At 62.5% G+C, this 13,972-nt stretch carries 10 protein-coding genes; 3 read left to right on the top strand and 7 right to left on the bottom strand.

Annotated features, from left to right (window positions below; all coding sequences use genetic code 11):
- Positions 1-67: 67 nt before the first annotated feature.
- Complete coding sequence (locus tag IB265_RS28510; RefSeq protein WP_162733612.1) at positions 68-1,822, bottom strand: hypothetical protein; 1,755 nt, start codon at positions 1,820-1,822, stop codon at positions 68-70.
- Positions 1,823-2,350: 528 nt separating this feature from the next.
- Between IB265_RS28510 and IB265_RS28505 the strand changes: the two genes are divergently transcribed.
- The 3 genes from IB265_RS28505 to IB265_RS28495 all read left to right on the top strand — a co-directional run bounded on the left by IB265_RS28505 (position 2,351) and on the right by IB265_RS28495 (position 7,031).
- Positions 2,351-2,833, top strand: a complete 483-nt coding sequence (locus IB265_RS28505) for a hypothetical protein (protein ID WP_112996458.1) — start codon at positions 2,351-2,353, stop codon at positions 2,831-2,833.
- A 126-nt stretch (positions 2,834-2,959) separates the two neighbouring features.
- On the top strand, positions 2,960-3,907 hold the full coding sequence (locus IB265_RS28500; protein ID WP_082616242.1) for a DUF817 domain-containing protein: 948 nt from the start codon (positions 2,960-2,962) through the stop codon (positions 3,905-3,907).
- A 76-nt stretch (positions 3,908-3,983) separates the two neighbouring features.
- Complete coding sequence (locus IB265_RS28495) at positions 3,984-7,031, top strand: AsmA family protein (protein ID WP_057255333.1); 3,048 nt, start codon at positions 3,984-3,986, stop codon at positions 7,029-7,031.
- A 48-nt stretch (positions 7,032-7,079) separates the two neighbouring features.
- Here IB265_RS28495 and IB265_RS28490 read toward each other — a convergent pair whose 3' ends face one another.
- The 6 genes from IB265_RS28490 to IB265_RS28465 all read right to left on the bottom strand — a co-directional run bounded on the left by IB265_RS28490 (position 7,080) and on the right by IB265_RS28465 (position 13,935).
- Entirely contained in the window at positions 7,080-7,964 is an 885-nt protein-coding gene (locus IB265_RS28490) for a dihydrodipicolinate synthase family protein (RefSeq protein WP_057255332.1), read from the bottom strand.
- Between the two features lie 27 nt (positions 7,965-7,991).
- Positions 7,992-9,611: an ABC transporter ATP-binding protein gene (locus tag IB265_RS28485; RefSeq protein ID WP_057255331.1), complete on the bottom strand. Its 1,620-nt coding sequence runs from the start codon at positions 9,609-9,611 to the stop codon at positions 7,992-7,994.
- Entirely contained in the window at positions 9,604-10,527 is a 924-nt protein-coding gene (locus IB265_RS28480; protein WP_057255548.1) for an ABC transporter permease, read from the bottom strand. The genes IB265_RS28485 and IB265_RS28480 overlap by 8 nt, the downstream gene beginning before the upstream one ends.
- Positions 10,528-10,537: 10 nt before the next feature.
- Entirely contained in the window at positions 10,538-11,452 is a 915-nt protein-coding gene (locus tag IB265_RS28475; RefSeq protein ID WP_057255547.1) for an ABC transporter permease, read from the bottom strand.
- 87 nt (positions 11,453-11,539) lie between these two features.
- Complete coding sequence (locus IB265_RS28470) at positions 11,540-13,009, bottom strand: ABC transporter substrate-binding protein (protein WP_210334619.1); 1,470 nt, start codon at positions 13,007-13,009, stop codon at positions 11,540-11,542.
- Positions 13,010-13,065: 56 nt separating this feature from the next.
- On the bottom strand, positions 13,066-13,935 hold the full coding sequence (locus IB265_RS28465) for a DMT family transporter (protein ID WP_057255329.1): 870 nt from the start codon (positions 13,933-13,935) through the stop codon (positions 13,066-13,068).
- Between the last annotated feature and the right edge of the window lie 37 nt (positions 13,936-13,972).

The raw sequence follows: 13,972 nt of genomic DNA, 5'->3' as shown, positions 1-13,972 counted from the left end.
CGGGAGACCCGCGCAGCCCGGTTCGAAGCCGATTGCGAATGATCGCAACCGGCCGCGTCGCTTACAATCAAGCGTTGTCGTCGTGACCGATTACGTCGGCATGGTAGTCGCCACCGACGACTGTCATGTCGATCGTGTTGCCCTGCAGGTTCGCGCCGAGCACGATCTGCTGGTTGAAGGCGTTGGTGTCGATCACGGCATCTGCCGTCGCCTGGGAGAGCCCCTCGACCACAGAGTCGCCGCCATTGAAGGAGCCCCAAGTGCCGGCATTGCCACCTGCACCACCGTCGCCATTCGTGGCAAAGCCGCCGTTGCCGCCGGCACCACCGTCTCCGCCCCAGGCGTCGCCGCCATAGGCAGCACCGCCTTCACCGCCACTGGCCCACGAGCCCGTGAGAGCAAGACCGCCGAGGCCATGGCCACCGGCCGCCGCGCCACCGGTTCCGTCACCGCCATAGGCATCACCCGTGGCTCCACCGTTGGCGCTGGCACCGCCGCCGGCACCGCCGTCACCGCCGTAGCCAACGCCTGCGCCGTAGCCGCCACCAGCCCCGAGGCCTGCGCCGAAAGCATTGCCGCCGTCGCCGGCATCGCCCGATTCGCCACCGTCAGCGCTGCCGGTCCTGCCGAGTGCAACACTGTTGCCATCGCCGCCGTCGCCGCCGTCGCCGCCGTCTCCAGCGAAGTTCAGAATCGGCAGGATGAAGCCGCCAGCGTCGCCGCCGTCACCAGCATCACCGCCGTCACCGCCGTCACCATCCCCACTTTGGACGTTGCCAGACTGACCGCCGGCGCCGGCTGTGTTGTCGCCACCATCACCGCCGCCTGCTGCGCCGACACCGAGGCCAAGACCGAGGCCAAGACCTACGCCGAGACCAGCAGCACCCTGACCACCGGCACCACCTGTGGCGGCACCACCGTTCGCGTCACCGCTTGTGCCATCGGCGCCGACGCCAACGCTGGCTGCAATACCACCAAGGCCGTGCCCGCCAGTTGCGTCGCCGTCGTTGTCGGAATCGCCGCCCTCACCCTTACCGCCGGCGGCAAAGCCGCCGACCGTGTGACCGCCGTCACCACCGGCGCCACCATCGGCATAAGCTTTGCTTCCGCCCTCGCCACCGTCTGCTCCGGACTGGATGCCGTCACCCGACTTGGCGATACCACCCCAGGCGCTGCCGTTCTGGTTCAGCGTTCCGCTGTTGTGGATGTTTTCAGCCTTGTCGTCGTCCGACATGATGGCGTTTTGGCTGAAGACATTGGCAACGTTGTTGTTGCCGTTGAGCGAGTCATTCAAGATGTCCTTGAAGCTCGTGCTGGCCATACCGTCGATCTTGGAATGGTCGATGTCGTTGAAGTCGTCGTCCGACGGCTTGTAGCCGTCGAGGTCGATGTCCACATCCACGTCGACTTTGGTCTTACTGTCGACGTCGACGTCAACGTCGGTCTTGTTTTCGTTGAAGTTGGCGTTCAGGTTGCCGTTGGCGTTCAGGTTGCCGTTACCGTTCAGGTTGGCGTTGCCGTTACCGTTCAGGTTGCCGTTGCCGTTCAGGTTGCCGTTGCCGTTGCCGTTCAGGTTGCCGTTACCGTTCAGGTTGCCATTGTAGGATTCGCTGTATTGCGACTGATCCTGACCCTGGCCTTGGCCCTGGTCTTGACCCTGATCCTGGCCTTGTCCCTGGCCCTGACCTTGTCCCTGGCCTTGGAGCTGGGCCTGGAGCTCAGCTTGCAGTTGCCCTTGACCCTGGCCTTGACCCTGGTCCTGGTCCTGGCTTTGATCCTGGCTCGGGTCCCATGGGAACAGAATATTCTTGTCCTTGCTCATGACGATCACCTCAAGTTGAGGCCGCCATAGCCGAACCGCATTCTTCTCTTACGCGGATTTGGGCCATTGGCGGGCTGCGGTTGGATTTGATGAAAGTTTGGATCCTCCGAGGCGCTTGCGCGCCTATATGCTCTAATATGCAATCAATTTAATATTGGGCTGCCTCTCCCTTTACTTGGTGGAGAGCAGCGGTTTCAGGTATGAAAAGGGCATTCTCCAATTCGCTGCAGTACTAGCCCTCAAAGGCCTGAACACGTCCTGCTCGCCGATTACGGAGGCAAGTCTGTCGCAAACAGACATGCGTTGTAAGCTGCCACTTCGGGCTAGCCTTGCCGGGGTAGCATTGACTTAGCCGCCGGTCCGCCCAATGTAGTACCTATTAGAAATTGCTTTTAAACGGATTCCTTGCACAAAGCTCAACGGCACCGAATGCGTGCGCCGCATAGCCGTATTGGGAGAATGTACTGACGACGGGAATGCGCTATTCTGAAACACTATTGTTCTTGAACAGAAGCTCGGCAGGTGCCCATGGCGAGATTTCACGACATCCTTCTCCTGATCGGACAGCTAAACTACACTTGGACCAACACGGAAAGCCTGCTCATCTATCTGATCGCCGGTCTTGCGCGCGTGGACAAGGAAACCGCGATCATCATCTTCCTGACGCTGAACACGACGCGGGCTCGGATCGAGCTGGTCGAGCGATTGGCCAAAACAAACAAGACACCTCTGAACCAACGGCAGGAAATCCTCGCGCTGACCCAGCAGCTGGGCCGGCAAGCGAAGCTTCGCAACAAATACAGCCACTGCATCTATTCCTTCGACGAGACCGGAGACCAGGCAAGCACCCAGCTGATGGCGATCTTCGACAGCAAGGACACGATCAAATACGGCAAGATCGAGCAGATCAACGATGCGGAGATTTCGCGGATCAACGAAGTCATCGAGCAGTTGCAGGTGGTCAACAGGGAAATCTGGTCGATCGTCGAGCGCTATTCCTTCCCCCGGTGAGGCGGGCAACCCGCAGGGGCGGCTGCCTGTCCGCCCACCCGGCAGTTGTTGTCCACCCTTAATTCAACCGCATTGTCCCGGCATCGCGTCCCCAACGGCGAAGCGGAGGCGGTACTGATGGCTCGAATGGCGGACGATAGGCGTTTCACGAGCCGGGAAGCGCGTATCGACGCTGCGGCGCACCGCCTGCTCGATCGGCTGCCGGCGGCCGGCCTCCTCGGCGGCCTGACGGAGTTCCTGGTATTCGGCATCAAGCAGGCCTTCGCCTGCCTTTTCGGCGGCGCCATGCTCGCCCTGATGCTCGCGACAAAATTGTTCTGGCCGGAGGACATGGGCTTTGCCCGCTATGATTTCCTTTTCGTCGCGGCCCTTGTCATCCAGATTTCGTTGCTCGTCTTCAAGCTTGAGACCGTCGCCGAAGCCAAGGTCATTCTGATCTTCCACATCGTCGGCACGGTGATGGAGATCTTCAAGACGTCGGTCGGGTCCTGGATCTACCCGGAGCCAAGCATCTTCCGCATCGGCGGCGTTCCGCTATTCTCGGGCTTCATGTATGCCGCCGTCGGCTCCTATCTCGCCCGCGTGACCCGTATCCTCGACATGCGCTACAGCAACTATCCGCCGCTTTGGGCGACGATGCTGCTCGCCTTGGCGATCTATGCCAATTTCTTTACGCACCACTTCGTCATCGACCTGCGCTACGCGCTGTTTGCGATCACGGCGGTCCTGTTTCTGCGCACGACAGTGCACTATCGCGTCTTCCGGTTTCGGCACCGCATGCCGTTGCTTCTCGGCTTTCTACTCGTCGCCCTGTTCATTTGGTTTGCCGAGAACATCGGCACCTGGTCACGCGCCTGGATCTATCCCTCGCAGCACAACGGCTGGACCCCGGTCTCGCTCCAGAAGCTCGGCGCCTGGTACCTGCTGATGATCCTGTCTTTCGTGCTGGTCACGCTCGTCCATCGCCCGCGAAACTACGCGCCGGCAGCCGGAAACGTATCGACTACGAACATCGAAGCACAGACGACGACGGACATCACTGCAGATGCGGGAAGTCCCGCGGCGTCCAGGTGAACACACCGCAAGAGTTGCAAAACACGCCTCCGTGGAAAACGATACCGAATCAATTGCTATCGCAACGGAGAGACACATGCGGCGTTTCTTTCTCGGCCTGCTGGCGCTCGGGGTTCTCGCAGTCGTCTCTCTCATTGTCCTGCCGAGCTTTGTTTCCAGCGACTGGATGCGCGCCGAGCTCAGCCGTCAGCTCTCGAGCGCGACGGGCAGTTCGATCGCGCTGAAGGGTCCCGTCCGGCTCTCCGTCATCCCCCATCTGGCTGTTGTGGCCGAGGATGTTTCGCTCGATGCGCAAAGCGATGGCGTGACGGCAGAGATTGGCGAAGTCGCAGGCTCCGTGACGCTCTCCTCGCTGTGGTCGAACCGCCTGCACGTCAAGGAGGTCAGGCTCACCCGGCCGGTCGTGGTGATACGGCAGAAACCGGAGAACGCATCGACGGTGGAAGACGGCGGGGGCGGCAATGGCGAGGCCAAGCAGAACGACCCGCTCGCAGCCCTGGTCGCCTTCCTCGAACGAAGCGCCATCGATACGATTTCGATCACCGGGGGCACGCTGAGACAAGAGAACGCCGCCGGGACAGCTGACGTTGTCAGCGATCTCGACCTTACACTCCAGGCCCCTGACATCGACGGCGAGCTTTCGCTTTCGGCCGGTGCTCGGCTTGAAGACCGGCGCTACCAGGTCGCTCTCTCCGTCTCCCCGCTTCGCCCTCTCCTTGAGCGCAAGCCCGCTGACCTCAGCCTCTCGGTGGAAGCCGACCCCCTGCTTGCGCCGGGCCTGACCGAGCTCAAGGCCAGCGGGCAGGTGGCGCTCAACAGCAACGGCAGCTACCAGATCCGCGGCGGCAAGCTGCTAGCGGGGGACGAAGAGCTCAGCCTCGATGCGCTGTTCATTCCCGGTGACCGGCCGCGGTTCCTGGCCGACCTCAGTGCCGATCAGCTGGATTTCAGCGCGTTTGTCGGAACCAGCGCCTCGGGGTCGTCACAACCGGCAGGGCAATCGGAAAGGCAGTCGGCCTCGGCCGGCTTGCAGGCACTCGCCGGCTTCGATGCCGATGTCAGCGTCACTGTGGGCGCCATTACCGTCAACGATATTTCCGCCTCCGATGCGGCATTGACGGCAACGCTGAAGGATGGGCTGCTCAGGACCCGGCTTGAACATCTCGGCATAGACGCCGGCGGCATTTCGGCCGAAATCACCGCCGACGTCCGCAAGAGCGAGCCGACGTTCAAGGGACGCGTCGCAAGCAAAGGGCTCGACATCTCCAAGCTCGCGAGCCTCGCCGGCCAATCGGTTTCACTGTCGGGAACGCTTGCGATGGATACCGGGTTTGCGTTCCGCGGGCTCGGCGGAGATGCGTTCCGAAAGACCGTCAACCTGAGCGGCACTGCGAGCCTGCGCGACGCCACCTTCGTAGCACCCGGTGTCACCGACCCATCGATGGGCGAAGTGACGATCAAGAAGCTGGCGGTCCAGATCGACGATCTTACCAAGCCCGTGCTCCTATCCGGCAACCTGGTCTGGCGCGGGAAAGCAGCCGATATCGATTTGCGACTGCCGGTCCGCGAACTGCTCTCGGGTTCGAGTGAGCTGCCCCTGACACTCGATCTGCGCATGCCAGAAGCGACACTCTCCCTTGACGGCAAGGCGGCGCTCGCGGGCAGCTATGCCGGCAAGGTGAACTTCGCGGCCACGGATCTGCGCGCGCTTCTTGCCTGGTTCGGCCAGGGCGGCGGCGACAGCGTCGAGCAATTCGCCTTCAAGGGCGATGTCAACGCAAGCCCCACCGGCGTTGCGTTTCAAAAAGCCACCTTGTCCGTCAACGGGGTCGAAGGAACCGGCAACGGTTCCGTAGAGCTGGGCACGCCCCTCAAGATATCCAGCGCGCTCCATTTCGCCGAACTCGACCTCGCGCGGCTTGCCGGTGCACGCCCCGCACCGTCGCAAGCGAAGGGCAAAGCAGGCAGCCCCACCCCCGACGCGCCGCTGGACCTGTCGTCGCTTCGAACGATCGATGCATCCATCAAGGTCGACGCGGAGAAGCTCGGCTATGGCCGCGTCTTTGCCGGACCGGTAGCAACCACCCTGGTGATCTCCCAGGGTGTGGCCAGCCTCGACCTTCCCGAAAGCCCGTTCTATGGCGGGCGGATGGCCGCAAACCTTAGAGCTGACGGCACGGGAGAGGACGCTTCGATCGCCCTGAAGGCCTCGATCGCCGGCGCTTCGGCCGCCCCGCTGCTGATCGACCTTGCAAATTTCAAGTATCTCGAAGGCGCATTGCAAGCCCAGTTCGACATCACCGGCGCAGGCGCTACGGCCGGCGCGCTCAAGCGCGCGCTTCAGGGGTCGGCGAATGTCCGCTTTTTCGACGGCGCCATCCGCGGCATCGACGTCGCCGATGTCTACAACAACCTTGTCGGCCTGATGTCGTCGGGCTTCAAGCAGAACGAAAACAAGGCGACCGGCTTCACCGAGCTTGGGGCATCCTTTGCCATCGAAAACGGCGTCGCGCGCACCGAAGATATCAAACTCATCGGCCCGCTGGTGCGTATGAGCGGCAGCGGTGAGGCAAACCTTCCAAACGACCAGCTGAACTTCCGCCTGGATCCACGCGTCGTCGCCTCACTCGAAGGCCAGGGCGCCGCTATCGCGACCGAAGGCATCGGCGTGCCTGTGATGATCGAGGGTTCCTTTGCTGCCCCGCGCATCTATCCCGATCTCTCAGGCCTGCTGAAGAACCCGGACGCCGCACTCTCGGCGCTGCAGAAGCTGGGCTTGCCGACCGGGAAGCTGAAGCTCGACGAGCTGCTCTCCGGCGAAGGAAAGGCCGGATCGATCCGCGACATCATTGGTGGCGCTATCGGCAAGCCAGCGAAAGACGGAGGCGATCAACTCTCCATCGAAGAGATCATCGGTGGCAAGGCGACAGAAGGCAGCGAGACGCCACCCGCTCCACCGGCTGAAGAACAACCCGTGACGCCGGACGTTGCCACCGAGCAACCGGCACCGGAGGGGCAGCAGCCCGACCAGCAACCGGCTGCTGAAACGGAGCAGCCTGCGGAGGAAAGCGGCACCCTGGGAAAACTGTTCAACCAGCTTCTGCAGAAGCCGGCGCGTGAATAGCCTTCCATCGCCGATCCGGCTGCCGTGTGGTCGCCGGCACTGGCGGCATCACCCCAGAAGTTCGTATCTGCGGAGGATTTCCGCGATCTGGTCGTCCTGCTCTGCGTTCGGAAGCAGGGCCGGCTGGCGGCTGGCGCCGACGGAGGCGTCCTGCAGGAAGAGCGCGCGCTTGACCATGGCCGGGGCGAAACCCAGCGCGTAGAGGTCGGTGCGAAAAGCGGTAAAGATCGCCTGCTGCTTTTCGGCTTCGCCGATCTCGCCTGCATTGAACGCCTTCAGGATGCCGGCAAGCACATGCGGCATGGCGTTGCCGAGGCCCGAAATGCAGCCGGCCGCACCGTTCAGCAGTGCCCAAAGCACGAGGTGGTCTGGGCCGGAATAGACCTCGAAACTTTCGACCTCCCTAGCAACCTGCAGATAGGCCTCCAGCGTCTCCTTTGCGCCGCCGGAATCCTTGATGCCGGCAATGTTGCCGTGGCCGGCAAGCGTGCGCGCGGTGTCGGGTTCGATGTGGTTCTGCGTGCGGGCCGGGATGTCGTAGAGGTAGACGGGTGTCTTCACGGCGTCGGCAACGGTCGAGAAGTGGCGGACAAGGCCATCCTGCGTACAGGCGATGAAGAACGGTGTGATGACAGCGATCCCATCGACGCCGATACGGTCGAATTCGCGGGCAAGCTTCACCGTCTCGAAGGTCGCCGGCATGCCGGCATTGACAATCACCTTGACCCGGCCGCCGACCTCATCGACCACCTCTTCCGTCAGGCGCACCTTCTCCTCGAAGGTCAGCGCGGTGAAGTCCCCATTGGTACCGGCGCACATGATGTTGTTGCCCGCCGCCACCTGGCGGCGGACCTGGGCGCGCGTGGCCTGGTAGTTGATGGTCTCGTCCTCGTTGAAGCAGGTCACGAGGGCGACGAAGGCTTGCTTGGTCATGCGGGCATTCCTTTGAATGGGCGCGTCTCAAGACGCGCGCTGAAGACGGGCGGCGCGATGAGCGGCCTGGACGTCGGGATCGGGGTCGAGGCCTGCGGCGAGTAGCGCGCGCGTATAGTCTTGCCGCGGCGTATCAAACACCTCGCGCACCGTGCCGAGCTCGACGATGTTGCCTTTCTGCATGACCATGACGTGGTCGGCAAAGTCGCGCACGACTGGCAGGTCATGGGCGATGAAGATGAAGGCGATGCCCATTTCCTTGCGCAGCCTGTCGAGCAACGCGATCACCTGGGCCTGAACCGAGACGTCGAGTGCCGAGACCGCCTCGTCGCAGATGATGAGCTGCGGCTCGAGCGCAAGTGCGCGGGCGATTGCGATGCGTTGGCGCTGGCCGCCGGAGAACTGATGCGGGTAGCGACCCATGTGTTCCGGACCGAGACCGACCTGCACCAGAAGTTCAGCCACGCGCTCGCGCCATTTCGCCTTGGGCAGGATATCCGGATGGATGACCCAGGCCTCGGAGATGAGCTGATAGACCGTCATGCGCGGATTGAGCGATTGCGTAGGGTCCTGGAACACCATCTGCAGGTCGCGGCGCAGCTTATAGAGTTCGGCGGGCGACATGGTGAATAGGTCGCGGCCCTTCCACAAGGCACTACCGCTATCCGGTTCGTCGAGGCGCAGCAGGATACGCGCCAGCGTCGACTTGCCCGAGCCGCTCTCGCCGACGACGGCCATGGTCTCGCCGGGCATGAGATCGAAGGACAAGCCCTTCAACGCCTCGAAGGAGCCGTAGCGCTTGCGCACGTCACGGACCGAGAGAACAGGCTCGGCGCGAGCCGCAGGTGCGTGCATCTCGCCCTTGCCGGGGGCGGCGGCAATGAGCTTTTTCGTATAGGGATGCTGCGGGTTCTTGTAAACCTCGCTCACCGTGCCGGCCTCGACCAGGACGCCTTTCTCCATCACGACGACGCGGTCGGCGATCTCGGCGACGACACCGAGATCATGGGTGATGATGAGAACCGCCATTCCGGTCTCCTGCTGCAATTCCTCGAGCAAAGCGAGCACCTCGGCCTGCACCGTGACGTCGAGCGCCGTCGTGGGCTCATCGGCAATCAGGAGGTCCGGGCGGAGCGCTAGCGCCATGGCGATCATGACGCGCTGACGCTGGCCGCCCGAGAATTCGTGCGGATACTTGTCCAGTGAGCGCTCGGGGTCGGGGATGCCGACTCGCGTCAGAAGTCGCAACGCCTCAGACGCAGCCTTGGCAGCATCGGTTCCGTGGGTGGTGAGCGCCTCGCGGATCTGCCAGCCGACCGTATAGACCGGATTGAGGTGGCTCAGCGGATCTTGGAAGATCATGGCGATTCGACGCCCGTTGACCTTGCGCCTTTCATGCGCCGGCATCGTCAGCAGGTCGGCACCGTCGAGCAGGATTTCTCCGGAGCTGATGCGTCCCGGCGGCATGTCGATCAGGTTCATGATCGCCGAGGAGGAGACCGACTTTCCGGACCCGCTCTCACCGAGGATCGCTAGGGTCTCGCCACGGTCGAGGTGGTAGGAAATGTTGCGGACCGCCTTCACCACGCCGACTGCGGTGTGGAACTCGACCGAAAGGTCGCGGACTTCCAGGAGATGGTCAGCCATTCTTGCGACCTTTCATTTCGAGGCGCCAGCGCTGCACCGGATCGAGCGCGATGCGCAGCCAGTTCGACAGGAGGTTCAGCGACATGGTGGTGAGGATGATCGCAAGCCCGGGCCAGAAGGAAAGCCACCAAGCGTTGGTGAGGTATTGGCGGCCCTGAGAGATCATCAGCCCCCAGGTGATTTCCGGCGGCTGGATGCCGATACCGAGGAATGAGAGCGCACTTTCCGCCAGCATCACATAGGCGAAATCCAGCGTGGCAAGCGTCGTCAGTGTCGGCAGCACCACCGGCAGGATGTGGCGGAAGAGGATGCGCTTGCTGGATGCGCCCATCACGCGCGCCGCCTGCACGAACATGCGCTCGCGGATTTCCAGCACTTCGGCGCGCGTCGTCCTCAAGTAGACCGGGATGCGCGTGATCGCCAGCACCAGCATCAGGTTGAGGATCGACGAGCCGAGAATATAGAGCACGATGACGGCGATCAGCAGCGACGGGAAGGACATGATGACGTCCGCGAGCCGCATGATGACCTGATTGACGCGCGGCGAGGCAAAGCCGGCGACAAGGCCGAGGAAGGTGCCGACGGTTGCCGAAAGCGCGACGGCACCTGCGGCCACCATCAGCGTGTTCTGGGTGGCAACGATCATGCGGGCAAGCAACGGTCGCCCGAGAGCATCGGCCCCCATCCACCAGACCCATCCGCGCTCCCAGTCGAAAGGCACGGCGTTGCGCCCTCTGAGGTTCTGCTTGGTCGCGAGATCGCCGAGCCAGCTCGGCCCCACGATCGCCAGGATCAGCACGAAAATCAGGAAGATCGCAGCGCATAGCGCGAACTTGTCGGCAAGCAGCATGCGGAACATGCGCATCGCGAAGCGCGGTTCTTCGGCAATGACGGTATCGGCAGTCTGGAGGGTCATGGTCGCCTCCTCAGTGTCGAATTCGCGGATCGAGCAGCGCATAGGCGAGGTCGATGAGCAGGTTCATGAGGAAGATCGCCAGAGCCGTGACGAGGATGGCGGCAAGCACGACGTTGAAATCGCGCTGCAAAATGGAATCGATCATCAACTTGCCGACCCCCGGAAATCCGAAGATGGTCTCGACGATCACTGCGCCATTCAGAAGGCTCGCCGCCTGGTCGCCGATGACGGTGATGACCGGCAGCATGGCATTGCGCAGTGCATGCACAAAGATGATCGGCCCGGATTTGACGCCCTTGGCGCGCGCCGTCTTCACATAGGCCGAGGACAGTGCCCCGATCATAGAGCCGCGCACTACCTGCACGATGATGCCGAAAGGCCGGATGAACAGAACCGAGATCGGCAGGATCCAATGAAGCAGAGACCCCGTGCCCGAAGTCGGCAGCCAGGCGAGGTTTACCGAAAACACGACGATCGCGACGATGGCGATCCAGAAATCGGGAACGGAAGCGCCGACCAGCGAGATCAGCGAAGATAGCCGGTCGAAAAAACCGCCGGCGCGGAAGGCGGCAAGCGAGCCGACGACGATCGCAGCACCGGCGACGAGCGTCATGGTGATGACGGCAAGCCAGAGCGTCCATGTGAAGGCCTCGAGCACGACCTCCAGAGCGGGGCGGGCCTTGCGCAGGGATTCGCCAAAATCGCCGGTCACGACGTCGCCGACGTAACGCGCGAATTGCATCAGCATGGGATCGTTCAGGCCATGCAGTTCGCGGAACTGCGCCTTCATCTCCGCGGAGGCTTCGACCGGCAGGAACAAGGCGGCCGGATCACCCGTCAACCGCGACAGGAAGAAGACCATGACGAGCAGCCCGACGAGCGAGATCAGACTGGCCACGGCGCGTTTTCGAACGAATTTCAGCATGGCGCCCTCGAAGGAATCCGGCGGCGGGATCATCCCACCGCCTTGATTTCTGTTGTGACTGGCGAACCGATCGTCCGCCAGGGCAGATTACTTGATCTTGATCTCCGAGAGTTGCAGCGTCCCGTTGGTCGCCATAGTCGGCTTGAAATCAAGCCGCTCGGAAACGCGCGAGAAACCGACCATGTGGAAGAGCAGGACGTCGGCGACGACATCGTCATGCACATAGGCGATCAGTTCGGACCAGAGCTTGGCACGTTCCTCGCCGACGGCAGCCGATGCACGCTTTATCAAGTCGTCAACCTTCGGATCGGAAAAGCCGGACTGCGTACCGTCGGTCGCATACTTGAAGAACATCGAGAATGACGGATCGCCCTTGGAATTGTCGTGCATGGCAGCGACGATCTGCGGACCGCGGCCTTCCTTGAAGGGCTTCGAATAGTACTGTTCGTGCTCGGCAACCTCGACGAATTTCAGCTCGACCTTGAAGCCCGCTTCCTGAAGCTGTGCCTGAATGGCTTCCATGATCTCGGTCACGTTCGGGAAGTTTGCTGAACGGGCGATGATGGTGATAGGCGTATCGACCTTCACGCCATCGGCCTTGGCTTCCTCGAGCAGCTTCTTCGCGCCTTCCGGGTCATAGGGGAAGACCTTTACGTCAGGGTTCCAGCCAAGCGTCGGCGGCGGCACGATTGCGGTCGCGAGCAGTGCGCTTTCGGGAACCAGGGTGCCGAGGAAGGCCTGGCGGTCGATGGCGATGTTGAGCGCGCGGCGAACGCGAACGTCGTTCAATGGCTCGATGTTGTGATCGATGCGCAGGTAGACGGTTTCACTGTCGAGGTAGGAGAAGTCCGTGGCCGGATTGGTGGCGTCGAGTTGCGAGATCGACGGCGAGAGATCGGCCTCGCCGGTCTGCACCATGGCGGCGCGCACCGATGGGTCGGCGCGGAACAGATATGTGGCTTCCGTGACCTCGGGTTTCGTGCCCCAATAGTCGTCGCGGCTCGTCAGCACGATCTGCTGCCCCGGCGTCCAGTTGGTGAGCTTGTAGGGACCGGTACCGACCGGCTCGCGGATGAACTCAAGCGGCGTTTCTTCGGGCACGATCGTGACGAGAGACATCAAGAGCGGCAGGATCGGCTGGACCGGATCGGCGCTGAAGTCGATCGTGTAATCGTCGACCACAGTGGGGGTCACCGTAATGCCGCCGAAATAGCGACGCGACTCGCAGGTGTTCTTGTCGCTCATGATACGGTCAAAGCTGTGCTTGACATCCTTGGCGTCGAAGGTCGTGCCATCCGAGAACTTGACGCCCTGACGCAGGTGAAAGCGCCAGCTGCCGTCTTCATTCTGTTCCCATTTTTCGGCAAGCCGCGGCATGACGCCCTTGTCGCCGCGAACATCGAGTTCGGTCAGTGTTTCGCTGACGTTCTGCATGATGACGCGACCGATGTTCGAACGCGTCGCCATGCAGGGCTCGAGCAGGTCCGCTTCCTCGGCCAGCACGATCTTGATCGGGCCGGACCCGGCAAAGGCGGGCGAAAGAGCGGAGCTCAGCATGAGCGCACTCAAGACAAACAGTTTCTTCACGGCATTTCCTCCCTGGTGAAATTCGTTCAGCCGGATGTTGCTTTTCCGGATCGCGCAGCGATCAGCGCCGCACAACCGATGAGCCCGCCACCGCAAAGGGTGGTGAGGGCAATGTGTTCCCCAAACAGCGCGAAGCCGCCGAGCGCCACGAGCGGCAGGCGCAGGAAATCGACCGGCGCGACGATCGTGGCGGGTGCGAGCGAAAAGGCGTGAGTCATCATCCCCATGCAGGCAGTTCCGACGACGCCTTGCAGCGCCAGAAGCGTCATCTCCCTCGCCCCCGGCATAACCCAGAACGGTAGAGCGAAAAAAAGCGCGATCGGAACGGTCAAGAGGAGGTTCCAGACGACAAGCGTCGATGTCGAGTCGCCCTTCGACATCGACTTCAGGATCAACTGAATGGTCGACTGGAGCACCGCGCCCGTAAGCCCAAGAAGGATGGCAAAGCTGAAGCCGGCGCCCGAGGGGCCAATGATCAGCATCGCACCCACGAAACCAAGCGCCACCGCACCGATCATCGCCGCGCCGGGCTTTTCGCCCAGCGCCAGCGCGGCGCCGAGCAACAGGAAGATCGGCGAGGTGAAGGCGATGGCCGTCACGTCGGCAAGCGGACCCCAGCTGAAGGCGGCGAAGAAGGCGACCATGGCGAGCAGCTTGAAGCCGGCACGCACCGCATGCTGACGCAAGGGGTGGCTCGACTTGAGCACGGATGGGCGCAGGACAACAAAGGGCAAAAGGATGACCGCACCGAAAAAGGCACGGAAGAAGCCAATGACGAAGGGATGCACGGCACCGTTCAGCACCCGCACGATCACCGCGTCGACTGCCGCCAGAATCGCGGCACCGACCGCGAAGGTGACAGCAATCTTGGCCCCCTGGGGGCTGGCTTCCGGCATGAGATCCTCCTCCCCGGCATCCTCTCGCCGGCTTGTC

This window comes from Ensifer sp. ENS10, assembly GCF_014852025.1.
Lineage (GTDB): Bacteria > Pseudomonadota > Alphaproteobacteria > Rhizobiales > Rhizobiaceae > Ensifer.
Note: the sequence above shows the minus strand (reverse complement) of the source record. Positions and strands in the feature narration are given on the sequence as shown.